Annotated in this window: 22 protein-coding genes; 10 read left to right on the top strand and 12 right to left on the bottom strand. The window is 73.3% G+C overall.

Translation table 11 applies throughout. From position 1 onward, the window contains the following. Positions 1-44: 44 nt before the first annotated feature. The 5 genes from Cco03nite_RS36440 to Cco03nite_RS36420 all read right to left on the bottom strand — a co-directional run bounded on the left by Cco03nite_RS36440 (position 45) and on the right by Cco03nite_RS36420 (position 4621). Positions 45-1016 (bottom strand): DUF1702 family protein, encoded by a 972-nt coding sequence (locus Cco03nite_RS36440; protein WP_203698575.1) that lies wholly within the window; start codon positions 1014-1016, stop codon positions 45-47. Positions 1017-1162: 146 nt separating this feature from the next. Next, positions 1163-2158, bottom strand: a complete 996-nt coding sequence (locus tag Cco03nite_RS36435; protein ID WP_203698574.1) for a DUF1702 family protein — start codon at positions 2156-2158, stop codon at positions 1163-1165. A 137-nt stretch (positions 2159-2295) separates the two neighbouring features. Further along, positions 2296-2880 carry a copper resistance CopC family protein gene (locus Cco03nite_RS36430; RefSeq protein ID WP_203698573.1) on the bottom strand — a complete coding sequence of 195 codons (585 nt, stop codon included), beginning with the start codon at positions 2878-2880 and terminating at the stop codon, positions 2296-2298. Further along, a complete protein-coding gene (locus Cco03nite_RS36425; RefSeq protein ID WP_308440677.1) occupies positions 2877-3449 on the bottom strand; it encodes a hypothetical protein in 573 nt (190 codons plus the stop codon). Before Cco03nite_RS36425 ends, Cco03nite_RS36430 begins: the two co-directional genes overlap by 4 nt. Before the next feature lie 110 nt (positions 3450-3559). Then, positions 3560-4621, bottom strand: a complete 1062-nt coding sequence (locus Cco03nite_RS36420; protein WP_203698572.1) for a carboxymuconolactone decarboxylase family protein — start codon at positions 4619-4621, stop codon at positions 3560-3562. Between the two features lie 394 nt (positions 4622-5015). Here Cco03nite_RS36420 and Cco03nite_RS36415 point away from each other — a divergent pair, with 394 nt between their 5' ends. The 5 genes from Cco03nite_RS36415 to Cco03nite_RS36395 all read left to right on the top strand — a co-directional run bounded on the left by Cco03nite_RS36415 (position 5016) and on the right by Cco03nite_RS36395 (position 10639). Then, a complete protein-coding gene (locus Cco03nite_RS36415) occupies positions 5016-5546 on the top strand; it encodes a DUF5987 family protein (RefSeq protein WP_203698580.1) in 531 nt (176 codons plus the stop codon). After that, positions 5543-7177, top strand: coding sequence for a GMC family oxidoreductase N-terminal domain-containing protein (locus tag Cco03nite_RS36410; RefSeq protein WP_203698571.1), 1635 nt, complete (start codon positions 5543-5545; stop codon positions 7175-7177). The genes Cco03nite_RS36415 and Cco03nite_RS36410 overlap by 4 nt, the downstream gene beginning before the upstream one ends. Before the next feature lie 64 nt (positions 7178-7241). Further along, on the top strand, positions 7242-8294 hold the full coding sequence (locus Cco03nite_RS36405) for a carboxymuconolactone decarboxylase family protein (protein ID WP_203698570.1): 1053 nt from the start codon (positions 7242-7244) through the stop codon (positions 8292-8294). Next, positions 8291-9763 (top strand): MFS transporter, encoded by a 1473-nt coding sequence (locus tag Cco03nite_RS36400; RefSeq protein WP_203698569.1) that lies wholly within the window; start codon positions 8291-8293, stop codon positions 9761-9763. The genes Cco03nite_RS36405 and Cco03nite_RS36400 overlap by 4 nt, the downstream gene beginning before the upstream one ends. Positions 9764-9847: 84 nt before the next feature. Then, the gene (locus tag Cco03nite_RS36395) at positions 9848-10639 is read left to right on the top strand and encodes a TIGR03084 family metal-binding protein (RefSeq protein ID WP_203698568.1); all 792 of its coding nucleotides are present in this window, start codon (positions 9848-9850) and stop codon (positions 10637-10639) included. A 114-nt stretch (positions 10640-10753) separates the two neighbouring features. On the opposite strand, the gene Cco03nite_RS36390 is transcribed toward Cco03nite_RS36395, so the two are convergent. Continuing rightward, positions 10754-11176, bottom strand: coding sequence for an SgcJ/EcaC family oxidoreductase (locus tag Cco03nite_RS36390; protein WP_203698567.1), 423 nt, complete (start codon positions 11174-11176; stop codon positions 10754-10756). 201 nt (positions 11177-11377) lie between these two features. On the opposite strand from Cco03nite_RS36390, the gene Cco03nite_RS36385 reads away from it, so the two are divergent. Then, positions 11378-11683: a hypothetical protein gene (locus Cco03nite_RS36385; protein WP_203698566.1), complete on the top strand. Its 306-nt coding sequence runs from the start codon at positions 11378-11380 to the stop codon at positions 11681-11683. Positions 11684-12066: 383 nt separating this feature from the next. Here the strand turns inward: Cco03nite_RS36385 and Cco03nite_RS36380 are convergent, their stop codons facing one another. Continuing rightward, a complete protein-coding gene (locus Cco03nite_RS36380) occupies positions 12067-13227 on the bottom strand; it encodes an epoxide hydrolase family protein (RefSeq protein ID WP_203698565.1) in 1161 nt (386 codons plus the stop codon). A 256-nt stretch (positions 13228-13483) separates the two neighbouring features. Here Cco03nite_RS36380 and Cco03nite_RS36375 point away from each other — a divergent pair, with 256 nt between their 5' ends. Continuing rightward, positions 13484-14800 (top strand): FAD-dependent oxidoreductase, encoded by a 1317-nt coding sequence (locus tag Cco03nite_RS36375; RefSeq protein WP_203698564.1) that lies wholly within the window; start codon positions 13484-13486, stop codon positions 14798-14800. A 10-nt stretch (positions 14801-14810) separates the two neighbouring features. Here Cco03nite_RS36375 and Cco03nite_RS36370 read toward each other — a convergent pair whose 3' ends face one another. Beyond that, a complete protein-coding gene (locus Cco03nite_RS36370) occupies positions 14811-16031 on the bottom strand; it encodes an RNA polymerase sigma factor (RefSeq protein WP_203698563.1) in 1221 nt (406 codons plus the stop codon). Positions 16032-16034: 3 nt separating this feature from the next. Then, positions 16035-16412: a YciI family protein gene (locus Cco03nite_RS36365; RefSeq protein WP_203698562.1), complete on the bottom strand. Its 378-nt coding sequence runs from the start codon at positions 16410-16412 to the stop codon at positions 16035-16037. 282 nt (positions 16413-16694) lie between these two features. Between Cco03nite_RS36365 and Cco03nite_RS36360 the strand changes: the two genes are divergently transcribed. Both Cco03nite_RS36360 and Cco03nite_RS36355 read left to right on the top strand, forming a co-directional pair. Beyond that, a complete protein-coding gene (locus Cco03nite_RS36360) occupies positions 16695-17159 on the top strand; it encodes a DUF899 family protein (RefSeq protein WP_203698561.1) in 465 nt (154 codons plus the stop codon). An 85-nt stretch (positions 17160-17244) separates the two neighbouring features. Continuing rightward, positions 17245-18489 carry a glycosyltransferase gene (locus Cco03nite_RS36355; protein ID WP_203698560.1) on the top strand — a complete coding sequence of 415 codons (1245 nt, stop codon included), beginning with the start codon at positions 17245-17247 and terminating at the stop codon, positions 18487-18489. A gap of 46 nt (positions 18490-18535) precedes the next feature. Here Cco03nite_RS36355 and Cco03nite_RS36350 read toward each other — a convergent pair whose 3' ends face one another. Genes Cco03nite_RS36350 through Cco03nite_RS36340 form a run of 3 tightly spaced genes read right to left on the bottom strand, consistent with a single transcriptional unit; the run spans position 18536 to position 23078 of the window. Then, a complete protein-coding gene (locus tag Cco03nite_RS36350) occupies positions 18536-20320 on the bottom strand; it encodes an ABC transporter ATP-binding protein (protein ID WP_203698559.1) in 1785 nt (594 codons plus the stop codon). After that, entirely contained in the window at positions 20317-22167 is a 1851-nt protein-coding gene (locus tag Cco03nite_RS36345; protein WP_203698558.1) for an ABC transporter ATP-binding protein, read from the bottom strand. Before Cco03nite_RS36345 ends, Cco03nite_RS36350 begins: the two co-directional genes overlap by 4 nt. Continuing rightward, complete coding sequence (locus Cco03nite_RS36340; protein ID WP_203698557.1) at positions 22164-23078, bottom strand: glycosyltransferase; 915 nt, start codon at positions 23076-23078, stop codon at positions 22164-22166. Before Cco03nite_RS36340 ends, Cco03nite_RS36345 begins: the two co-directional genes overlap by 4 nt. 251 nt (positions 23079-23329) lie before the next feature. Here Cco03nite_RS36340 and Cco03nite_RS36335 point away from each other — a divergent pair, with 251 nt between their 5' ends. Next, positions 23330-23719, top strand: coding sequence for a YciI family protein (locus Cco03nite_RS36335; protein WP_203698556.1), 390 nt, complete (start codon positions 23330-23332; stop codon positions 23717-23719). Positions 23720-23760 lie beyond the last annotated feature (41 nt).

The raw sequence follows: 23760 nt of genomic DNA, 5'->3' as shown, positions 1-23760 counted from the left end.
CGTGGAGCCTCTCTCCTGCCTGGCCGCGGTGCGGCCCGGATGGTTCAGAACTGCCGCTGCGCGGCGAGGGTGTCGGCGATGCGCCGGCGCCAGACCTCCCACGACGGCGTGCTGCCGTCGTCGGCCAGGTCCGTGAGCGCGTCGTCGGTGACCTGCTTGGCCTGCACGGGGCTCAGCCCGCAGAACAGCCGGGTGGCCGTCTCGGTGTGCGGCACGTCCAGGCCCGCCCGCACCCGGGCGCCGGCGGCGAAGGCCGAGCCCTGGGCGATCTGCGGCCGGTACGCGCGCCCCAGGTCCCAGAAGCAGGCCAGCTCGTCGCGGTCCGCGCCGCCGGCGTAGGTGGCCGCCAGCGCGGCGCCGGCGTACAGGTCCGCACGGCGCTGCGCCGGGAACCGGTTGATCATCCGGGCGACGAGTTCGGCGTCGGTGCCGCCCACGAACCACATGCCGCGGCCGACGCCCTGGTCGATGGCGTGCTGGGCGTACCAGCGGAACGGGTCCGCCGGCCACGGGAAGTCGGTCTCCTGGTGCTGCTGGTAGACGTAGCGGTCGGTGTGGAAGTACGCCTGGTGGAAGCCGTACCCGTCGAGCACGAGCCAGCGCAGCAGCGGGTCGGGCGCGTAGAGCGTGTGCCAGCGCCACCGGGGCAGCCGGGCCATGGCCCAGCCGACCCCGACGTACGCCATGTACACGTGGTCGGCTGCCCGCCCGGCCAGGAAGTCGCGCACCAGTCCACGCCCCCCGACGGGCAGCCCCTCCCGTACCGCGAAACCCATTGCGGCGCCTTCGTAGGCGAATCCGCGAAAGCGCGTCGGAACGCTTTCGAGCCCGTGTTCGGCGTCCGGCGCACGCCGCGCCTCGGCGGCGTATCCGTACCCTTCGAGGAAGCTGCGACCGATCGTCTCCAGCAGTTCCCGTGTTTCGGCATTCTTTACGTGAAAGCCTCTGACATCGACTTTCGTCTCGCTGATGTCGGGCGTGAGAATGCGCCTGCGCAGGCGTCGATAAGGTCCCATGAACAGCTCCCGGCCGTCGTCGTGTCGTGGTTCGATGACGCTCCAGGAAATCGTGTCAGTGAAATTCGCCTATTTCTTCTTCTGCGTTGCCGAACGCCATGGTGCGCAATTTCGCGCCGGACTCCGCGAGCCCGGCGCGAGCCGGCTCAGCCCGGCAGTGGCGCGTCCCGGCGGGACAGCGCCGCGCGCAGGCGGGCGCGCCACGTCTCGTACCGGGGCAGGCCGCCGTCGTCCGGACCGTCGGAGGTCACCTCGTCTGCCAGCGCCGACGCCGCCGCCACCGGCAGCCCGGCCAGGATGCCCGCCGCCTGCTCGGTGTGCACCGGGACGAAGCCCGAGAAGTCGCGCGCCTTCGCCGCGAACACGGCCCCCTGGCCCAGGTCGGCGACGTGCGAGCCGGCGAACCGGCGCAGCGCCACCAGGTCCTCGCAGCCGCACCCGCCGGCGAACGTGGCCGCCAAGCCCACCCCGCTCCACAGGTCACCGTGCCGGTCCGGCTCGAACCGCTCGACCGCGTCGGCGACCGGCCCCGGGCGCCCGCCGTGGATGAACCACAGCGCCCGCCCGATGCCCTGGTCGAAGGCCCGCGGGAAGTAGCCCGCGTGGCCCTGCCACGGGTAGGGCCGCGGCCGCTGCCGGCGCCGCACCCAGCGGTCGGTGTCGAAGTAGGCCCGGTCGAACCCCAACCCGTCCACGGCCAGCCAGCTCATCGTCGGGTAGTACGGGGTGCCGGTCAGGTCGGGCAGGACCCGGGCCCACAGGGGCCTCGGCAGCCGGGCCATGGCGAACCCGATGCCGATGTAGGTGAGGAAGACGTGCGGCTGCGCCGGGCCCCGCAGCAGGTCACGCGCCCGGGTGCCGCGCCCGCCCGCCATCGCGTCGCGGATGGTGTACGCCATGGTGGCGCCCTCGTAGGCGAAGCCCCGCATCTCCGGCTCCACCAGGTCCAGCCGTCGCTCGACCTCCCACAGCGTACGGGCGTCGATCGCCCACTCGAACCCGCACACCACCGCCTGCGGGATCGCCTCCAACCGGCGGGTCGCCGCGGTCTCCTCGACCGGGAAGCCTCTGGCGGCAAACCCGACGGAGGCCAGCGACGGAGTCATCATGAGGCTGCGCAGCGCACCGAGTGTCGTAGGCATCGTCCCTCCGTACCGTGCTCGAACCCGCCGACGGTCGGCGGGCGCACCTCATCGTGGGCGACAGGGCCGTGCTGCGGCCCCTTCGAAGATGCGCAATCGGTCGCGAGCACATACCGGCCGCAGCCGGTCGGCGCGGCTCAGTCGCGCACCTTGGGCCGGCTGAACAGCAGTGCCAGCAGCGCCAGGATGAGCACGGCGGCCAGGGCGGTCAGCGCGAGGTTCAACGGATCCGGGGGCGGCACGTGGGCGTGTTCGGCCTCGACCAGGGGTGCCGCGACCTCGGCGGTGTTCGGGGCGGCCGACGGCGCGGCCGGGTCGACGGCGAAGCGGCTGGTGCCGGAGATCGATCTGCCGTCGTCGAGTAGCAGGTGGTAGACGACGAGGTAGGCGCCCGGCGCGCCCGCGCGCAGCGCGGTGGTGACGGTGCTGCCCGACAGGGCGGGCGGCCCGGCCGACACGGTGACGCCGTTGGCGTCCGCGACGGTCACGTGGACCTCGCGGGCGGCGACGTCGCCGGTGAATCGCAGCGCCACGGACTCCGGTATCGCGGCCAGCACCACGTCGGCCGCCGGGTCCACCGCCGCCAGCCGCACCGGGGCGGGCTCGGCGGTGAGCAGCGCGGGCGCGCCGACCGCCGTCAGTGCGACGAAGAATGCGAGCAGGGCCAGCCGGGAAGCCGTGACGCGCCTCCCGGTGGCCCGCTGCCCGTCGGTGTCGGTCACGCCGGCACCGGCACTGCGGCCCTGTTGGCGCAGCCGCACACCGCCTGCGTCAGCTCGGCGCGGTTGGGCCGCAGGTGGAAGTAGACGGCCACCACCATCGGCAGGAACACCACGGTGTTGTAGAACAGGTGCAGCTCGACGCGGGGAAAGATCAGCTGCGCGATGCTGGTCGGGACAGCCTTGCCGAAGAACGGTGTGGCGGTCTGGGCCTGGATGAACAGCAGCAGGTGCTCGATGTGGTGCCAGAACTGGATCGCGAAGGCCACCATCCACCAGGTGCGGGCCCGGCCCACGAAACCCTTGCGCAGCACGAACAGGCCGACCACCATGACCAGCGCGTACCCGTAGTGCAGCCACTCCGATGTGACCAGCCACGGGAAGAACTGGCCCAGCACCCCGCGTGACTGCGGCGGCGTGCGGCCCAGCACGTAGATCTGGTAGGCCTGGGTCAGGTGCTCGGCCCAGTGCGCCAGCACGACGAACATGAACACGTTCAGGGCCGTGCGGTGTCCAGCACCGTTGAGCCAGCCGACGCTCGTGGGCGGGCTCGTGGTGCGGTCGATCGTCACGTTGCCTCCTCAGGGTTGCGGACCGGGTCCGGCCGGACGCGCCGGCCCCCAACAGGTTGCCGGTCGCGGGCGGCAGGCCGAATCTTCGAAATTGCGCTGTCTGCCTCTGGTCACGACCGCACCGGATCAGGTATTGGCAGATGTCGACTGCCGACTCGGCGCGCCGCCGTGTAGGACGCCCACGACGCCGCCTTCACCAGTGCCGCGTCCCCCGGGTGATGTCGCCGGAACTCGCCCACGACGTCGGCGTCCACCTGGTACGACGCGAACGCCGCGAGCAGTGCCAGTCGTGCCGCGGCCTGCTCCGGCTCGGGCAGCGGCTGCACCAGCCGCTCGCACCAGGCGCGGCTCAGTCCGGTCTCCTCACCGTGCCAGCTCTCCAGCCGGTTGAGCACGACCTCGCGTACCGCAGGTGTCAGCGCCTGTCGACCCGCCGCTTCGAACGCGGCGAACGAGCGGGCCGCGGCCGCGGCCACCGATGGGCTGGCCTGCGCCCAGGCCGCGTCGGCCGGCAGTTCGGCCGGTGGCAGCAGTTCCACCGCCCGGCCGGGTGCGCGGGGATCGCGCAGCGTGGGGCGCAGCACGCGACTGGCACCCTGCTTGAACCGGCGGCGGCCCGCCGGGCCCAGCCGGGGTGGCAGCAGAAAGCTGGACAGGAAGACGTTCACCATCCGGGTCAGGTAGTGCATGCCGACCACCACCCCGACCAGCTCCGCGCGCGACTGCTCGTCGAACGGCACCGGACCGGCGTCGCCCGGCTGGCGGGCCCACGCGGCCAACGTCCGCAACCGCGGGTCGGCAAGGTCGTCTATCCGGTCGCCGGCCAGCGCCTCCGCGTCGCGTTCGGTGGCCAGGTCGTACATGCCGACGCTGTGCATCTCGACGCAGTAGGGGCAGATGTTCGCCACCGCCACCGCAGTCGCGACGGCCTCCTTGGCCGCCCGGTCCACGTGCACCGTGGGCAGCATGGGCTCACGCATCAGCATCCAGTAGGCCGCCGCGAGGTCCGGCACCGGCGAGTGCAGCTGTACGGGCGGCACGACCAGGCCCATCTCGTCGAGGACCTGCGCGTACACCTGCCCCAGGACGCCGTCCACGGCCGCCAGCGGGGTCGGGGTGACGTACTTGACCTGGCGCTGGATGACTGACGACGCGATCCGCCCGACGACCATGGCTACCTCCGTGACCCGGCGCCGCGTCGGCGGTGTCCGGGCGGCGTTTTCCCAGTATTCGCGCGCCGGATAAGGCGACAACGCCTCGCGGACAACCGCGCACGATCGGAGAAACCGCCACGGCAATGGCGTACCGGCAATGCCGGAAAGGAGCCGCACTATCGAAGAAGGCGCACCGTGACGACACCTCATTCAGCCGGGAACTGCCAGCTCATCGCGTTTGGCTCGCCCTCGGGCCGCGGCATGGGAGATGCCCGGACAGCAGGCAAAAGCCCAGGGCACTGTGGAAGATGAACCGGCCGTGAATGCCGCTGCACGATGACTCGGGTTCCCCACCACGCAGGGAGGCGACATCGTGCAACCCGACTTTCCCGAGGCGACCGATCCGACGTCCATGACGCTGGAGGCCTTCGCCGACACCATCATTCCGGGCGAGAAACGCCACCGGCACGACCACGCCGTCGCGGGTGTGAGCGCCGGTGGCGGCGCCGTCGCCTCCGGCGCGCTCGAACTGCTGCGCCACCCGGCCGGCGGGCTGGCCGACTCGCTGGACGGCCTGGCCATGATGCTCAACGGCCACACCCAGCAGTACGCCGCCGAGCGCGGCCTGGCCCTGGCCGACGACCTGCCGCCGTTCGTGGCGCTGGCGTTCGCCGACCGGACCGCGCTCGTCGCGCAGCTCACCGGCGTCGACCATCCGGAGAAGGCGCTGTGGGTCGGCATGGCGCTGTTCAGCAACATGGCATTCGACTCCGCCGCGCACCTGAGCACCCCCGACGCGCTGCGCGACGGGCATCCCGGACTGCTGTCCATCGGCTACACCGCGCCCGACGCCGACGGCGCCTGGCGGTTCCCCCGCTTCTCCTACGGCCGCGCGCTGGCCGACATCCATCCGAACACGACACCCACCGGGAGCCCGGCATGAGCGCCGTCGAGAGCACCGACGTCCTGGTCATCGGCAGTGGATTCGGCGGGGCGATCGCCGCCTACCACCTGGCCGCCGGCGGCGCCCGGGTGGTGGTGCTGGAGCGCGGGCCGTGGCTGACCGCCGACGAGTTCGACCACGACTTCAAACTCGGCTCCTCCTACACCCGGATCTTCGACTTCACCATCGGCGACGGCATGAGCGTGCTGAGCGGCAACTGCGTCGGCGGTGGCAGCGTGGTCTACTTCGCCACGATGCCGCGCGCGCCGCGGTTCGTGTTCGAGCGACAGGGCAGCATCGGCCGGCGGATGTGGCCCGCGTCGATCACCCGCGACACCCTGGACCCCTGGTACGACCGGGTCAGCGAGGCCCTGCCGGTGACGCAGCAGAGCTGGGACCGGATCCCCTACGGCGGCGGCCTGTGGGCGGCGGCCTGCCACCACGCCGGGCGCACCGCCAACCCGGCGCCGTCGGCGGTCGACGTCGCGGAGTGCGTCAACTGCAACTGGATGGCGGCGGGCTGCAAGTTCGACGCCAAGAAGTCCTTGCTGCTGAACTACCTGCCCGGCGCGGTGGAGCACGGCGCCGAGATCCGTCCGCTGCACGAGGTCCAGCACCTGTCGCGCAACGACGACGGCAGCTACCGCGTCCACTACCGGATCGTGGACGGCGAGGACTACCGGATCCTGCACGACGAGGGCGCGATCGACGCCCAGATCGTCGTGCTGGCCGCCGGCACCGCCGCGACACCGGTGATCCTGCAGCGCTCCGAGGCGACGCTGGGCCCCATGCCGCACGCCGTGGGCCGGTACTTCTCCGGCAATGGCGAGCGGCTCAACACCGCCGTGTTCGACGAGGAGAAGGTGCGCGACGTGCTCGGGCTGTCCCGCGGGGACGGGGTCGCGTACGAGGCGTACCAGATCGGCCGCGGCCCGACCGTGGCCAGCTGGGACCGGCTCGACGGCAGCCTGCCGGAGTACGAGCGGTACTCGCTGGAGCAGCTGTACTTCCCGCCGGGGCTGGGCACGATCCTGGCGCAGGCCGCCGACGCGGCCGGGCCGACGTGGTTCGGCGTGGAGAAGAAGGAGATGCTGCGCCGCTGGCGGTCCTGGCTGACCATCTTCACCATGTCCGAGGACGACAACGAGGGCGTCTTCGGACCGCCGCCGGAGACCGGCGCGGCGACCCGGTTCTCCCAGCAGATGCTGGGCCACAGCTCGCTGACCTACCGGCCCACGGCGAACACGCGCCGGGGGTGGGAGCTGTCGGACGCCGACGTCAAGGACATCCTGGAGCGCGACGGCCTGGCCACCGTCACGCCGTGGACCAACGACGTGGTCGGCGCGTACACGGTGCACCCGCTGGCGTCGTGCCGCATCGGCGACGACCCGGCGACCTCCGCCCTCGACGACCGGCACGAGCTGCGCGACCACCCGGGCATCTTCGTCACCGACGGCTCGGCCGTGCCGGGCGCGCTGACGGTGAACCCGGCGCTGACCATCTCGGCGCTGGCCGAGCGGGCGATGCCGGGCATCGTGCAGGCGGCGCAGCGGCGCGGCGTGGCCGTGACCTATGTCGGCGACCTGCCCAAACCGGTGGCGTCGAGCCGGGTTCCGGCGCGTCACCGCTGACCGTCCGTGGCCGCGCCGGCGCACCGGCGCGGCCACCGCTCGCACCGTCGCTTAGGAGATGATCATGGGCGCATTGCTGTCCTGGGCCACACGCGGCGCGACGTTGCGCCACGTCCGGCATGTCGCACCGGTGCACCCGGCGGCGGCGACCGGGCTGGTGGGCGAGGTGTACCACCAGGTCGAGGCGGAGTTCGGGATGCTCGCCCCGCCGATCGCCCTGCACTCCCCCGACCCGGCCCGGCTCGCCGCCGCCTGGACCGTGCTGCGGGAGACGCTGCTGGCCGACGGCCTGACCACGCGCCTGGACCGGGAAGCCGTGGCCGCCGCGGTCTCGGCCGCCAACAGCTGCCCGTACTGCGTGGACGTGCACGGCGGCACGCTGACCGGGCTGGGCGGCCGCGACGCCGTGGACGCAGCCGGGCCGGGCGGCACCCGGCTGCGGGAGCTCACCGCGTGGGCCGGGCGGCCGGGCGCGGCCGCGCCGTTCCCGCCGGCGCAGGCGCCCGAGCTGATCGGCACGGCGGTCACGTTCCACTACCTGAACCGCATGGTCAACGTCTTCCTCCCCGATTCGCCGCTGCCCGCCGCGCTCGGCGGCACGGCGCGGCAGGCCGTGAGCCGGGTGGCCGCGCGGCTGCTCGGCGCGCTCGCCCGGGGCCGGGTGGCGCCCGGCGGGTCCGCGGGGCTGCTGCCCGGCGCCGCGCTGCCCGCGGATCTGGCCTGGGCGCGGGGGCGCCCGTCGGTGGCGGCGGCGTTCGGCGCGGCGGCCGCCGCCGTCGACGAGGCCGGCCGGCTCCTGCCCGATGAGGTGCGCGAGCTGGTGTCGGCGCAGGCGGCCCGGCTGCCCGACGGCGGGCCGGGCCTGCACGCGCAGGACTGGCTGGACGGGGCGGTGTCCGCGCTGGCACCCGGGCATCGCGGCATGGCACGGCTGGCGCTGCTGACGGTGTTCGCCTCCTACCGGGTGACGCCCGCGGTCGTCGCCGAGGCCGGCCTGGCCGATGACGCGGCTCTGATCAGGCTGACCGCCTGGTCCAGCATGGCCGCGGCACGCGTGCTCGGGGCGAGGATGCACGCCGCGGGTCGCCTCGGCGGCGCGGTGGGCGGCCCGCGGTGACCGGCGGCGGCCCGGCGGCCCGGCCGTGGGCCGCGCTGGGCGTGTTGTGCCTGGGCAACTACCTGATCCTGCTGGACACCAGCATCGTGAACACGGCCGCGCCGGCGTTGATGGAGTCGCTGGGCACCGGTGTGGGCGGGCTGCTGTGGGTGCTGAACGGGTACCTGCTGGCCCTGGCGTCGCTGCTGATCGTGTTCAGCCGGCTGGGGGACCTGTGGGGCGCGCGCACGGTGTTCGTGACGGGGCTGGCCGTCTTCGCGCTGGCCTCGCTGCTGTGCGCGCTGGCGCAGAGCACCGGGCAGCTCGTCGCGGCACGGGTCGTGCAGGGGGTGGGCGCCGCCGCCATGCTGCCGCAGGCCCTGGTGCTGATCGCGGCCGTCTTCCCCGAACAGCGGCGCGGCGCCGCGTTCGGGGTCTTCACCGCGGTGGGCGGGGTGGCCGCGGTGACCGGCCCGACGGTGGGCGGTGTGCTGGTCACGCACGTCGGCTGGCAGTCGGTGTTCGTGCTGAACGTGCCGCTGGCGGTGTGGGGGCTCGCCGCGGCCCGCCGGTTCGTGCCCGACGTGCGGGCACCGCGCCCGCGCGGTTTCGACGTGGTCGGCGTGGGCCTGGTGACCTTCAGCCTCGTGGCGCTCGTGTCCGGGCTCATCGAGGGCGAGCGGCACGGCTGGGGGCGGCTGGCCGGGCCGGTCACGGTCCCGGCGGTGCTGGTGGCCGGGGTGCTGGGGCTCGGGCTGTTCGTGTGGTGGGAGCACCGCCATCCGGCGCCGCTGGTGCCCCCGGCGCTGCTGCGCGAGCGGACGTTCGCGGTCACCGCCGGGATAACCCTGGTGACGTCGTTCGCGCTGCACGGCTTCCTGCTGGTCTTCGTGATCACGACACAGCGCGCGCTGGGCATGAGCCCGCAGCTGTCCGGGATGACGGCGCTGCCGTGGACGTTGACGCTGAGCGCCGTGGCACCGCTGGCGGGGCGGCTGTCGGACCGGGTCGACGTGCGCAGGCTGCTGGCCGCCGGCCTGCTCTGCCACGCCGCCGCGGTGGCGGCCGTGGCGCTGCTGGCCGAGCGGGACTGGACGAGCTGGTCGTACTTCTGGGTGCTGACGGCGCTCGGGATCGGGATGGGGCTGACCATCGCGCCCACCACCAGCACCGGGATGCGCGCCGTGGCCGCGCCGCTGGCCGGGGCCGCCTCCGGTGTGCTCAACACGGCCCGCCAGGTCGGCGCGGCGCTGGGCGCGGCCGTCACCGGCGCGGTGCTGCAGCACCGGCTCGACGCGGCGGTGCCAGGAGGCGGTGCGCTGGCCGGACCGCCTTCCGGCGGGCTCGCGGTGTCCATGCCGGACGTGCTGCTGGCCGCGGCCCGGCCGGCGCTGGGCGTCTCGGTGCTGCTGCTGGTGCTGGCCGCCGCGGCGACCGTGCTGATGGCACGGACAACGGCACGCAGCGAGAAGACAGCAGGGGTCCACTGATCGGAGACTTTATATCTATATATGCGATGAGTCCGGCCTGCAGCACTGTGCCCGGCTCGCCGCAGCCCGAGGAGAGGAGCCCTTGTGACCAGTAGCGACGTGCTCAGCGATCTCGCCGCCGAAGGCGAGGCGATCGACGGCCTGGTAGCGGCGATCACGCCCGAGCAGTGGCAGACGCCCACCCCGGCCGAGGGGTGGACGGTGGCCCACCAGATCGCACACCTGACCGCCACCTTCCGGATGGCGGCGCTCGCGGCAGGCGACCCGGCGGCGTTCACCGCGATGACAGCGCGCCTGAGCCCCGACTTCGACGCCAACGTGGTGACCGCGATGGCCCCGTTCCTGGCGCTGCCACCGGACGGGCTGCTGGCGCAGTTCCGGCAGGCCCGGGCGGCCGCGCAGGGGGCGCTGGCCGCCGTGCCCGCGGGGCAGGCGGTGCCGTGGCTGGTCCGCCCGCTGCCGGCGCCGGTGCTCGCGGCCGCCGGGATGATGGAGCTGTTCGGGCACGGCCAGGACGTGGCCGATGCGCTGGGCGTGCGCCGCGAGTACACCGACCGGATCGGCCACCTCGCGTTCTTCGCCGTACGCACCTGGGACTTCGGTTACCTGGCCCGGCAGCTGCCGGTCCCGGACGTGGCGTTCCGGTTCGAGCTGACCGCCCCGTCGGGCACGGTGTGGCGATTCGGGCCCGACGACGCCGAGCAGTCCGTCAGCGGACCGGCGGCCGACTTCTGCCTGCTGGTGACTCGCCGCCGCAATCGCGCCGACCTCGCCCTGAAGGCCGTCGGCGAGGAGGCGGAGCAGTGGCTCGACCTCGCGCAGGCCTACCGGGGACCGGCCGGTCCCGGCCGCCGGCCGGGGCAGTTCCCGGCGTGAGACGCGGCGAGGCGCCGGCGGCCCTGGGCCACGGCCGGCGCCTCGCCGCTTCGGCGGCCTCCGGCGAACCGTTGCCCGCGGTCGCCGGAGGCCGCCGTGTCACCACGGCCTGGCTCAGTGCGCGTCGCGCGGGCAGTTCTGGTAGACCGCGATGCGCCACGCGCCGCCCTGGCGCACCAGGATCCACGACGCCCGGATGGCGTCCTCGGCGGCGACCTCCGTGGCCCCCTTGGCGATGACACCGCCCTGTGTCAGCAACGCGACCGCGCCCGGAGCCAGCGGCTTGATCTCGATCGGCTGACCGGTCACCGTGGTGCCCTGGTAGCGGCCCAGGTACTCGGCGGCCATGTGCGCCCGGATCGCCTCGCGACCCTTCTGGTACAGGCCGGGCAGGATCATCGTGCCGTCCTCGGCGAACAGGTCGGCGAAGGCGTCGGCGTCGTGGGCCGCCCAGGCGGCCACCATCCTGGCCGGGACAGCCGCGATCGCCGCCTGCTCGGCCGGGCCGGCGACCGGTGCCGGGGTCGTCGTGGTCATGGCGCACTCCCTTTCCATCATGGACAATCGTCCATTAATCGTCCGGCGTGGCCGATCAGCCGCGCACCTTCGAGACTGCGCCACCGTACGACGACACAACCGCAGGTCAGCCGGGCCGGCCGCGAATCGCGCAACGCCGAAGATGCGCCGCGCGCCGCCCGTGCGCGACCCTGGACAGTGACCGCCCAGGAAAGGGAGCACATGCGCACCGCCATGGTCATCCGTTACAGCACGCGACCCGAGGTCGCCGACGAGAACGCGCGCCTAGCCGAGGAGGTGTTCGCCGAGCTGGCCGAGAGCAAGCCGGACGGGCTGCGGTATGCGACGTTCCGGCTCGGTGACGGTGCCGACTTCATGCACGTGCTCGTCGCGCCGGAAGGCTCCAACGCCCTCGCCGAGACGGCGGCGTTCCAGCGTTTCCAGCAGGGCATCGCGTCGCGCTGCGTCGCTCCGCCGCAGTTCACCCGGTCGACGGTGGTCGGGGCGTACGGCTTCGGCGACCTCTGAGCCGGTCACCACACCTGGCACCACCCCGCCAGGGCGGTGCGCAGGTCACCGGCCGCCAGCAGCGTGATCAGCACAGGAATGGAGTAGGTGCACGGCAGCAGCGGGCGGAGCGGACCGGCGAGGACGGACCACGGCTGTGCCCGCGTCCAAGGGGTCAACTGACTGCGGCCCGGCCGGCCGGTGAGCCGGCGGCGCCCCCCTTTCGTCTGCCGTCGACGTCGGCGGGCGAGCGCTGCACGGCGAGCCCCACTGTTCCTCCCGAGGTAAGCGGCCCGACGGGGGGCCGGGCACCCGACTGTGCCAGAGCCGACAGGCGCCCGCATCTTCGAGAATGCGGCGTCCCGGGCTGGGCGGGCCGGGGGTTCGCCCCGGCCCGCCCGAGCTCACCCGCGCAGCTTGGCCGCGAACGACCGCAGGTCGGCGACGAACAGCTCCGGCACCTCGAGGGCCGGGAAGTGGCCGCCGCGGTCGAACTCGCTCCACTGCACGATGTTCGGCAGTCCCCGCTCGGCGAAGCGCCGGATCGGCTGCGCCGGGTCCTGCGGGAACACCGCGATGCCGAACGGCACCGGCAGCGGCGGGGGCGGCGGCGGGGGCGGTGACGCGATCGGCAGCAGCGGCGCGTTGTCGTAGTAGAAGTGGGCCGACGACGCGCCGGTGGCCGTGAGCCAGTAGAGCATGACGTTGGTGAGCAGGCGGTCCCGGCCGACGGCGTCCTCCGGCGCCTTGGCCGAGTCGGTCCAGTCCTTGAACTTCTCCACGATCCAGGCCAGCTGCCCGACCGGCGAGTCGTTCAGGCCGTAGGCCAGGGTCTGCGGCCGGGTGGCCTGGATGTGCATGTAGCCGGCCAGCTCGGTGGCGAAGCGCCCGAGCCGGCCCAGGCGGCCCAGCTCCACCTCGGTCAGCGCGGCCATGTCCGCGGGATCGCCGCTCGGCGGGGTCGGCAGGAAGTTCAGGTGCCCGCCCAGCACGTGCTGGTGGTCCATCCCGGCCAGCATCATCGTGATCCAGGCCCCGAAGTCGCCGCCCTGGGCGAGGTAGCGGTCGTAGCCCAGGCGTGCCATCAGCTGCGCCCAGGCTCCGGCCACCCGCGGCATGGCCCAGCCCGGCTCGCGCAGCGGCCCGGACAGGCCGAACCCGGGCAGGGTGGGGATGACGAGGTGGAAGGCGTCGGCCGGGTCGCCGCCGTGGGCGCGCGGGTCGGTCAGCGGCCCGATCACGTCCAGGTACTCCACGAACGAGCCGGGCCAGCCGTGCGTGACGATCATCGGGATGGCGTCCGGCTCAGGCGAGCGCACGTGGACGAAGTGCACGTTCGCCCCGTCGATCTCCGTGGTGAACTGCGGGAACCGGTTGAGCTCGGCCTCGGCGGCGCGCCAGTCGTAGCGGGTGCGCCAGTACTCGGCCAGCTCGCGCAAGTAGTCGGCGGGCACGCCGCGCTCCCAGCCGGCTCCGGGCATCTCGCCCGGCCAGCGGGTGGCGGCAAGCCGCCGGTTCAGGTCGTCGAGGGCTTCCTGCGGGATGTCGATGCGGTACGGGACCATTCAGCACTCCTTGCGAACGAGAGTGGCACCGGCCGTCGCGCTCCGGAGCGCGCGGAGGCCGCGTGAGGCGGTCGACGGCGGTGCCGGGCTCGGGGGTCAACAGCGCTCGGCGGCCTCACCGTAGCCCCGGACCCGCCCCTCGGGCATCTTCCTGACCTGCATATATACAGCATTATGAAAGAATTCTCGGCCGCTGGAATCAATAGCATGACTCTCCATATGCGACCTTTGCACACCGACCGAGGGAGTCATGGACATGGATGGCCTTAGGCGCGGCCACGCGGTGGTGCTCGGCGGCAGCATCGCCGGCACCCTGGCGGCCCGCGTGCTCGCCGACACCTACCACACCGTCACCGTCGTCGACCGCGACCTGCTCGCCGACGGCGCGGACCCTCGGCACGCCGTGCCGCAGGGTCACCACATCCACGCGCTGCTGGCCCGCGGGCAGCAGATCCTGGAGGAGCTGTTCCCCGGACTCACCGCCGCGCTGGTCGCCGAGGGCGTCCCCACCGGCGACTTCGGCACCAGCCTCAGCTGGTACTTCAACGGACAGATGATCGAGAAAGCCGAGACCGGGCTGGTGTGCGTCGCCGCCGGCCGCCCGCTGCTGGAGGCCCGCCTGCGCGCCAGGGTCCGCGCCCTGCCCAACGTCACCTATCTCGAGCGCACCGACATCGTCGGCCTCGTCGCCGCCCGCGGGCGCATCACCGGGGCGCGGGTGCAGGGCCACGACGCCGAGCAGCCCACGACCCTGGCCGCGGACCTGGTCGTGGACGCCACCGGCCGCGGTTCGCGCACCGCGCGCTGGCTGCGGGAACTGGGCTACGCCGCGGTGCCCGAGGAACGCGTCAAGATGGACCTGACCTACACGACCTGCGACTTCAAGGGCCCGCTGAGCTACGACCCGATCGGCGACGACATCGCCCTGTTGCCGGTGGCGACGCCGGCCATGCCCCGCGGGGCCATCTTCGCGCGGCTGCCCGACCGCTACGCCGTCTCGCTGACCGGGATCCTCGGCGACCGGCCGCCCACCGACATCGACGGGTTCATGGAGTACGTGAAGTCGCTGCCGGTTCCCGACGTCTACAAAGCCGTACGCGACGCCGAACCGATGGGCAGCCCGCAGACGTTCCGCTTCCCGGCCAGCGTCCGGCGGCACTACGAGGCGATGCCGCAGCTGCCGGACGGGCTGCTCGTCATCGGCGACGCCGCCTGCGTGTTCAACCCCGTGTACGGCCAGGGCATGACCGTCGCCGCGATCGAGACCACGGTGCTGGCCGCACACGTGCGTGACGGGGAGCCCCAGCCGCGCGCGTACTTCCGCGACCTGGCCAAGGTGATCGACGCGCCGTGGACCATGTCGGCGGGCGCCGACCTCGGTTTCCCCGGTGTGGAGGGCCGCCGCACCATGCAGACCCGGCTGGGCAACCTCTACATCCCGCGGCTGCAGGCGGCCGCCGTTCACGACGGGCGGCTGTCGGCGGCGTTCCTGCGCTCGGCCGGGCTGGTCGACCCGCCCACCGCGCTGATGCACCCCCGCGTCATCGCGCGGGTGCTGCGCGGCGGCCGCTGAGCCTCCCGGCTCAGCCCGCCAGGCGCCCCGCCCGGGCCTCCAGGTACCGCCGCTCCGGCAGGCTGGTGGCCCGGCGGGCGGCGGCCTCGTACTCGGCGAGCGCGGCGGCGCCGTCGCCGGCCATCTCCAGCAGGTGCGCCCGCACCGCCAGCAGCCGGTGCCCGCCCGCGAGCCGGTCGTCGCCGTCGAGCGCGGCCAGCAGGTCCAGCCCAGCCCGCGGCCCGTGCACCATGCCCGCGGCGACGGCCCGGTTCAGGCGCACCATCGGGTTCGGCCATACCCGCTCCAGCATCCCGTACAGCACGAGGATCTGCGGCCAGTCGGTGTCGGCCGCCTTCTCCGCCTCGTCGTGCAGCGCCGCGATCGCGGCCTGCAGTTGGTAGGGCCCGACCGGGTTGCGGGCCAGGCTGCGGGTCACCAGTTCGGTGCCCTCGGCGATGAGGTCCCCGCGCCACCGGCTGCGGTCCTGCTCGGCCAGCGGGATCAGCACTCCGCCGGGGCCGGTGCGGGCCGGCTGGCGCGCCTCGGTCAGCAGCATCAGGGCCAGCAGCCCCGCCACCTCGCCGTCGCGGCTCAGCAGCCGGTGCAGCTGCCGGGCGAGCCGGACGGCCTCGCCGGTCAGCTCGGCGCGCTGCAGCTCCGCGCCGGACGTCGCGGTGTACCCCTCATTGAAGATCAGGTAGAGGACGTGCAGGACCACCTGCATCCGGTCGTGCAGCTTGCGCCCCTCGGGCAGCCGGAACTCTCCCCCGGCCGCCTTGATCCGCTGCTTGGCGCGGCTGATCCGCTGGCCCATGGTCGCCTCGGGCACCAGGAACGCGCTGGCGATCTGCCCGGTGGTCAGGCCGCCGACAGCCCGCAGTGTCAGGGCCATCTGCGAATCCGGCGACAGCGCGGGGTGGCAGCACAGCAGCAGCAGCGCCAGCGTGTCGTCCCCGCCGTCGCCGTCGCCCGGGCCGGGCACCACCAGCTCGGCGGCGGACAGGAAGCCCGCCGCGGTGAGCTCCCGCTGCTGCCGGGCCGCCTCGCTGCGCCGCAGGTCCACCAGGCGGCGCGAGGCGACCGTGACGAGCCAGGCCATGGGGTGGTCGGGCACGCCCTGCTGCGGCCACTGCACCACCGCCGCCAGCAGCGCCTCCTGCACCGCGTCCTCGCACGCGTCGAACGAGCCGTAGCGGCGCACGAGCACGCCGAGCACCCGGGGAACCAGCCCCCGCAGCAGTTCCTCCACGGCTCACATCTCCATACCGGACAGGCCCATCACCGGTCGTATCTCGACCGGGCTGTTCGCGGACAGCCGGGAGGCGACCTCCAGGGCGCGCTGCGCGCTGTCGACGTCGACGACCAGGAAGCCCGCGACGTGGCCGAGAACCGGCGCCACGGGGCCGTCGGTGGCCGGCGCCACCTCGCCGTGCGGGTGGAGGGTCCGGCCGGTGACCGGGTCGGCCAGCGCCGCGGCGGCGACGAGCTCACCCGAGTCCGTGATCTCCCGCAGCAGCAGGTCGAACGCGGCGGTGCGGGCGTCGCGCCGGTCCGGGTCCGGGCTGCACGGCAGGAACATCGGGTGTACCCAGCTTTCCGGATCACTGTGGATCAGCAGGACGTACCGCACGCCACCCCTCCGCCCGGGCGCCGGCTCGGCGCCCCTCAGGAAGTGAGTCGGAGCCGCGGACCTCGGGTTCGACATCGGCGTCGGGCCACCACGTCCAGGGCACCGCCAGGTTATCGCGCGGCGCGGGCCGCACCAGCGCGGCGACCGCGAAACCGGCATGCCGGCGATGTCGTAGCGGCGGTCCTCTGCTGCGACTCATCTATGGGCGGCGAATGCCGCCCGGCAGTGGAACGAGCCGGCACGCCCGGCTCACGAGGACGCCACCGACGCAGGAGGTCGACCATGAGGCAGCACCTCGACGACCCGGACGGCCCCGCGCCACAGCTGGTCCGGGTCGACCGGACCTACGAGCTGGCCGGACCACGCGGCCAGGTGCATCTGGCCGACCTGTTCGCGGGCCTGTCGCGGCTGGTCGTGTACCACGTCGTGCTGGATCCGGCCCGCGGCGAGGACGTCCGGACCGGACTGCTCGTCCTCGACTGCCTCAGCAGGCTGCATCCGCCGCGGCACACGGCCTTCGCCGTCGTCGTCGGCGAACCGCTGCCACGACCGGGACCGGCTGCGTGGTACTCCTGCCACGGCGACTTCACCACGGACTTCCACGCGGCGGCGCAAGCGGGCCGGTCCGCCGCCGCGGTCAGCCTGTTCCGCCGCGGCGACGACGGCTGCGTCTACCACGCCCGGGCGCGCGACCGCCCGGACGGCGACCTCCTGCACCGCATCGCCGGTTTCGGCCGGCCCGCCTGAAACCGCGCATCCTGCGACATGCACACCGCCGGGCCGGCCCCGACACAACGGCGGTCGGGGCGGCCGGACGAGGAAAGGCAAGGACATGACAGACAGTGCGCCGACGCCCAGGGCTTCGGTCATCATCCCCACCTACAACCGCGCCGACCTGCTGCGCCTGATGCTGGAACACCTCAGCCGGCAGACCCTGCCGGTGACTGAGTTCGAGGTGATCGTCTCCGACGACGGCTCCGGCGACGACACGGCCGCCGTGGTCGCCTCCTTCACCGACCGGCTGCGCCTGAAGTACTGGTTCCAGGAGGACCTCGGCGACCGGGTCAGCCTCGCCCGCAACAACGCGGCCACGCTCGCCGAGGCCGACCTGCTGATCTTCCTGGACGGCGGCGGGATGCTCGCGCCCGACCTGGTCGAGCGCCACCTGGCGGCGCACGACGTCCCGCAGCGGCGGGCCGTCTGCGGTTACGCCTGGGGCTACGACCCGCGCTATCCCGCGCTGGAAGGGCTGGACCGGGACCTGGCCGCCATGCACCCCGAGCAGGTCCTGGCCAAGTACCGGGACCTGCCGGCCTTCCGCGACATCCGCCACGAGCCGCTGGCCGCCTGGGACTTCGCCTTCGACGCGCTGCCGCTGCCGTGGCAGCTGTTCTTCGGCCTCAACTGCTCCATGCGGGCCGCGGACTTCCACGCCGTGGGCGGCTTCGACGAGGACATGACCGGCTGGGGCTGCGAGGACCTGGAGATGGGGTTCAAGCTCCAGCGCGCCGGGATCGCCTTCCACTTCGCCACCGACGCCTGGATCATCGAGTGGCCGCACGAGCGCGACATGTCCAAGCGGTGGCCGCAGATGGTCGCCAACACGTTCAAGTTCCTGCGCAAGTATCCCGAGCCGGTGATCGAGATGGGTTACGTCCTGTGCGCCGCCGACGAGTACTGGCGGTGGGAGCCGTGCTGGCTGGAACTGCGAAGCTGGTCGGAGCAGGTGGCCGAGGTCGACGTCGCCGACGAGCTCGCGCAGGCGGTGGCCCGGATCGGCGCCGGTGAGCGGATCGCCGTATTCGGCGCGGGCGCGGTGCTGCCGCCGCAGCTGCCGCCCTCGGTCGTGGCCGACTTCGACGCCGCGCTGGTGCGCCGGGCCACCGCGGGCACCGAGCACACGGCACTGCACGCGGTGGGCGTGCGCACCCTGCTGGAGGACCAGTCGGTCGACACGGTGCTGGTCACGTCCCGGCTGGCCGGGCTGTGGGACACCTGGCGCGAGCACATCCTGACCGAGGCGCACCGCATCGGCCGCAAGGTGGAGCTGCTCGGACCCGGCATGACGGCAGGCTGACCACCGGTGAGGGCCGCCGCCGGGTGCGGCGGCCCTCGTCCGCCGGTCAGCTGTAGGCGCGGGCCTGCAGCGCGAACAGCTCCGCATAGAGGCCGCCGGCCGCGACCAGTGCCGCGTGGTCGCCGACCTCGGCCACCTCGCCGTCGCGCAGCACGATGATCAGATCGGCCATCCGCACCGTCGAGAACCGGTGCGACACGAACAGGGTGATGGCGCCGGAGGCCTGCGACACCCGTCCCGCCTGATCGGCGAAGCGTTCGAACAGCGCGTGCTCGGCGGCCGGGTCCAGCGCCGACGCCGGTTCGTCCAGCACCAGCAGCAGGGGCTCGCCGCGCATCATCGCCCGGCCCAGCGCCAGCCGCTGCCACTGGCCGCCCGACAGCTCCTGGCCGTCGGTCCAGCTGCGGCCGAGCTGCGTGTCCAGGCCGTCGGGCAGCCCGTCGACCACGCCGGCGGCCTGTGCCCGGTCGAGGGCGTCGCGCACGTGCGGCTCCGAGTCGACGTGCGGCAGGTCGCCGAGGCCGACGTTGCGCCGCACGGCCAGCTCGTAGCGCGCGAAGTCCTGGAAGCCGGCCGAGATCCGTTCGCGCCAGCGCTGCGGCGACACCGCCGCGAGATCGACGCCGTCGACCAGGATCTGCCCGCTGGTGGGCTGGTAGAACCCGCAGAGGAGCTTGACGAGCGTCGACTTGCCCGCGCCGTTCTCCCCCACGACGGCCACCCGCGCGCCGGCCGGGATGGTGACGTCGACGCCGTGCAGGACCTGCCGTCCGGTGCCGTGGTAGGCGAACGACACGTCGCGCAGCGTGATCCCGGTGCGCAGCCGCTCGGGCAGGTCCGGCGCGCCCGCCCCGGGATCCGGCACGGCGACCTGGGCCCGCAGCCGCCGCAGCCGGGTGAACGCGCCGGACATGCGCTGCAGCGTCTGCAGCAGCGTGACCGCCGTGGTCACCTGCTGGTTGACCTGGACGGCCAGCACGATCACGAGGACCACGTCGCCGACGCCGCCCCGGCCGCTCATCGTGTCCCGCACGACCAGCAGCACCGCCGCGACGTAGGCCAGCGCGAACACGACCTGCCCCACCGTGTGGACCACGGTGGCGAGGAAGTGGCCCCGGGCCAGGCCGCCGGTGGCCCGCGCCCACTGCCGCTCGTGGCGGTCGACCAGGTCCCGGCTGAGCTGGAACACGCGCAGCTCGCCCGCGACCGTGGCCGACGTGGACAGGTGGAACAGGTTCAGCGCGACGCGGGTCGGCTCGGCTGTCGCCGTACGGGCCCGGTCCCGGATCCGCTCGGCCGCCCGGCCCGCCACCAGCGGCGGCAGCGCCGCCAGCGGCAGGAGCAGCAGCAGCGGGTTGACCCCGGCCAGCAGCACACCGGTGACGGTCATCGCCAGCACCAGGCCGAGCCCGTTCATCAGGGCGTCCATGGCGCCTTCCAGCTGCCGCCCCTCCTGGCGCAGCACCGTGATCTCGTCGGCGAGCTCGGGCCGCTCGTGGTGCTCGATGCCCGGCGAGCCGTTCGACACGGCCATCAGCTGCTCGTCGAAGTCCTGCTCGGCCATCTCCGCCAGCTCGAAGTACGCGATGTGGGCGAAGTGGGAGAAGGTCAGCATCGCGATGGCCAGCACCGCCACGAGCGCACCGCTGCGGACCGCACCGGCCGCGTCGCCGGCGACCACCTCGCCGGTCATCCGGCCCAGCACGTACGCCATCAGCGGCGCGGCCAGCGCGCCGGTGAGCATGAGCACGACCGCCACCACGGCGCGGCGGCGGTCCATCCGCCACGCCGTCGCCAGCAGGTGCCCGCAACCGCGGATCGCCTCGATCATGCGTCCACCTCCGCGTCGACGAACCGGTCGGCCTGCAGGGTGAACAGCTCCCGGTAGCGGCCGCCCAGCGCCATCAGCTCCTCGTGTGAGCCCTGTTCCAGCACGCCGCCGTCGGCCAGCACCACGATGTGGTCGGCGCGCCGCACGCTGGAGAACCGGTGTGAGATCAGCAAGGTGGTGGCTCCCTGGGTGAGTCCCGCGAACTCGTCGAAGAACTGTGCCTCGGCCCGTACGTCGAGGCTGGCGGTCGGCTCGTCCAGAACCACCACCGGCGCGCCGTGGCGCAGCGCGAACAGCGCCCGGGCCAGCGCGACGCGCTGCCACTGCCCGCCGGACAGGTCCACCCCGCCGGTGAGGTGCCGGGCCAGCGGCGTGTCCAGCCCCAGCGGCAGCTGGGCGAGCAGGTCGCCGAGCCCGACCGCCTCGGCCGCGCCGCGCGCCCCGTCGTGGTCGTCCCGCGCCGCCACCGCCCCGAAGGTGATGTTGTCGGCGATCGACGCCTCGAACCGGGCGAAGTCCTGGAAGATGATGCCGAGCCGGGCCCGCCACTGGTCGACGCTGTAGGTGCGGATGTCCACGCCGTCGGCGAGGATCGCGCCGCTGTCCGGTTCGTACAGCCGGGCCAGCAGCTTCACGATGGTGGTCTTGCCGGCGCCGTTGACGCCGACCAGTGCCGTACACCTGCCGACGGGGATCGTCAGGTTCAGGTGGGACAGGATCGCCCGGTCCTGGCCGGGGTAGCGGAAGCTGACGTCGGAGAACCGGATCTCGGAGACCGGTTCCGGCGCCGGGGCCGGGTCGGCGGTGGCGTCGGCGTCCGGCACCGTGGCGTCGATACGTGCCACGAACTGCTGGAACGCCCGGTAGCCGTACATGCCGACGCAGGTCTGGGTGTCGGCCTCGGCGTAGTACTCCGACAGCCGCAGCGCGCCCAGGACGGCCTGCACCACCAGCACGAACGTGGTGAGCGTGACGCCGTCGGCGGCGGACGCGCCGAGGCCCGCGAAGATCGCGACGGCCACGGTCACGCCCCACAGCGTGAACCACACGAACGGCCACAGGTACGCCTTGCGCCGCGCCGCCCGCACCGGGACCAGCAGGCCCGAGTACGCGTCGGCGAGCTGCTCTCGCAGCCATCCCGCCAGCCCGAACACCCGGATCTCCTTGCCGGCCGCGCTGTCGACGGCCAGGCCGCGGACGTAGTCGAGCCGGCGGGACGCGCCCGCCGAGGCGAACCGCACCTTGACGTACTTGCGCAGCCCGCCGCGCTGGCCGTAGCGGAACAGCAGCACCGCCGTGACCAGCCCGGCCGCGGCCGGCCAGGAGAAGGCGAAGCCGACCACCGCCGCGTAGCCGGCCAGTGCGACGTACCTGGCCAGCAGGGACAGCAGGCCGGGCACGGCCTGGCCCGGGCTCTGGAAGCCGAACTCCAGTTCGCGTGCGGCGTTGCGCAGGTCGTCGAGGGTGTCCTGGTCCTCCAGCGGGCTGATGCCGGGGCTGCGCAGCGACGCCTCCATCAGCCTGCGGAACAGCACGCCGTCGACGCGGCGTGCGGCCAGTTCGCGCAGCAGCGCGGCCACGGGGGCGAGCAGCTGCTGGCCGACGAAGGCGGCGGCGCCGACCAGGAACGCCCGCACCAGCGACGTCCACTCGGGCGAGTCGAGGCCGGCCTCGACCGCCTGCGGAACCTTGCCGAGCATGACGCTGGTGGCGACGACGAACGCCACGGGCAGCACGCCGAGCACGAGGTAGACCGCGGCCAGGGCGCAGACCAGGCCGACGCCGGCGTGCCGGGTCAGTTTGGCGATCTCCCACCGCTCCGCGGCTCGTCGGGCGATCCAGTTCACCGGGCTGTCACCTGCCGCTCGTACTCGGCGCAGCTGGGCAGGTTCTCGGCCTTGATGACGTCGTTGATGTTGAACGGGTGGACCTCCATGCTGGTGAATCTGCGCAGCAATTCCATGATCGGGGTGCGGTACTTGTCGGCCATGTACTGGTAGTTGTCGCCCTCACCGCTCTTGGCGGCCGAGGGGTGCGGCAGGTGCACCGCGGCGGCCTCGCGGCTGAGGGCGAAGTAGGCGCCCGCGCGGTGCAGCCGGTAGCCCAGGTCGCAGTCCTCGCCACCCCAGCTGCGGAACGCCTCGTCGAACTTGCCGACCTCGCGGATCAGCGTGGTGGGGGCGGACACGTTGCAGGTCCAGAAGATCGACCACGGCGCCGGCTCGTCGCCGAAGTCGTCGCCGTACTTGGCGTAGTACTCGTCGCGCAGGTCGGGCAGCCTGCTCTCCGCGCGCAGCCAGGCGATGAGCGCGTCGGCGTCGGCGTCGTCGAGGATCTGCTCCATGCGTGCGCCGTCCTCGGCGGGCACGTCGTGGCGCGGGGTGTAGGCCCACACGTAGCCGACCAGCGCGAGCGGGCCGTCGGCCGCCTCGTGCGCGGCGACGTGCGCGCGCAGGCAGCCGGATCCGGCCACGACGCCGTCGTCGAGGAACACGCACACCTCGGCCCGGGACGCGGTGATCCCCATGTTGCGCGCGGCGGAGACCCGCGAGCCCAGATCCTCCTGGTAGAGGTGGCGGATGTCGATCCGGTCGGCGTAGCCGGCGACCAGCTCGGCGGTGCCGTCGGCGGAGCCGTCGTCGCAGACGAGCACTTCGTACTCGGCGCGGGGCAGGTCCTGCCGGACGAGCGAATCGAGGGTACGGCGCAGCAGGCGTCTGCGGTTGTAGGTCGGGACGATGACGCTGCACTTCAACACGGCGAACTCTCCTGTGTACGGCGGACGGGCCTGCGGCCGGTCTGCGGTCTCAGCTGTGCCGGCGCCGATCGCGCCGTCACAGATGAGTCGTCGCCGCGGTGGCGGATTTCGACATGCCGGCCGCAGCGGCGCTGCTCGATATCCCCGGGCGGACACGCCGCCGTGGAAGGTGCCGTGGCGCGGTCGGCCCGGCTAGGCTCCCGTGGGCGGCTCCCCGTGCCGCATCGTCGAGGTGACCGGAGATCCAGCGCATGAAGTACGTGGTGCTCATCTACAACAACCCGACCACGTGGCAGCATCCGATGTTCCTCCAGCAGAGCGAGCCGCTGTCCGAACAGGAGCGCGCCGAGCGGACCAGCGAGTTCCAGACGCTGCTCAAGGAGCTGACCGAGACCGGCGAGCTGGTGGACTCGGCGGCGCTGGGCGACCCGGCGCACAGCATGGCGCTGCGGATGCGCGAAGGGGTGCTGGCCGCGACCGACGGGCCGTTCGCCGACGTCAAGGAGCACCTGGCCGGCTATTTCGTGCTCGACTGCGCGACGCCGGAACGGGCGCGGGAGCTGGCGCGGCGGTTCCCGGACGTGCGGGCCGGTGGCGTCGAGCTGCGCCCCGTGCTGGACCTGTCCGAGATCCGCATGTGAGATCCACAGACGCCCGCGGCGGGCGGCCCCGGAGGTCGGGG

It is taken from the genome of Catellatospora coxensis (assembly GCF_016862635.1).
GTDB classification, from domain to species: domain Bacteria; phylum Actinomycetota; class Actinomycetes; order Mycobacteriales; family Micromonosporaceae; genus Catellatospora; species Catellatospora coxensis.
This window is presented reverse-complemented; position numbering and strand designations above follow the sequence as displayed.

Coding starts and splice junctions, on each gene's coding strand:
- Cco03nite_RS36440 (WP_203698575.1), bottom strand. CDS start 1,016: ATGGGACCTTATCGACGCCTGCGCAGGCGCATTCTCACGCCCGACATC.
- Cco03nite_RS36435 (WP_203698574.1), bottom strand. CDS start 2,158: ATGCCTACGACACTCGGTGCGCTGCGCAGCCTCATGATGACTCCGTCG.
- Cco03nite_RS36420 (WP_203698572.1), bottom strand. CDS start 4,621: ATGGTCGTCGGGCGGATCGCGTCGTCAGTCATCCAGCGCCAGGTCAAG.
- Cco03nite_RS36415 (WP_203698580.1), top strand. CDS start 5,016: ATGACGCTGGAGGCCTTCGCCGACACCATCATTCCGGGCGAGAAACGC.
- Cco03nite_RS36410 (WP_203698571.1), top strand. CDS start 5,543: ATGAGCGCCGTCGAGAGCACCGACGTCCTGGTCATCGGCAGTGGATTC.
- Cco03nite_RS36405 (WP_203698570.1), top strand. CDS start 7,242: ATGGGCGCATTGCTGTCCTGGGCCACACGCGGCGCGACGTTGCGCCAC.
- Cco03nite_RS36390 (WP_203698567.1), bottom strand. CDS start 11,176: ATGACCACGACGACCCCGGCACCGGTCGCCGGCCCGGCCGAGCAGGCG.
- Cco03nite_RS36385 (WP_203698566.1), top strand. CDS start 11,378: ATGCGCACCGCCATGGTCATCCGTTACAGCACGCGACCCGAGGTCGCC.
- Cco03nite_RS36380 (WP_203698565.1), bottom strand. CDS start 13,227: ATGGTCCCGTACCGCATCGACATCCCGCAGGAAGCCCTCGACGACCTG.
- Cco03nite_RS36375 (WP_203698564.1), top strand. CDS start 13,484: ATGGATGGCCTTAGGCGCGGCCACGCGGTGGTGCTCGGCGGCAGCATC.
- Cco03nite_RS36360 (WP_203698561.1), top strand. CDS start 16,695: ATGAGGCAGCACCTCGACGACCCGGACGGCCCCGCGCCACAGCTGGTC.
- Cco03nite_RS36355 (WP_203698560.1), top strand. CDS start 17,245: ATGACAGACAGTGCGCCGACGCCCAGGGCTTCGGTCATCATCCCCACC.
- Cco03nite_RS36350 (WP_203698559.1), bottom strand. CDS start 20,320: ATGATCGAGGCGATCCGCGGTTGCGGGCACCTGCTGGCGACGGCGTGG.
- Cco03nite_RS36335 (WP_203698556.1), top strand. CDS start 23,330: ATGAAGTACGTGGTGCTCATCTACAACAACCCGACCACGTGGCAGCAT.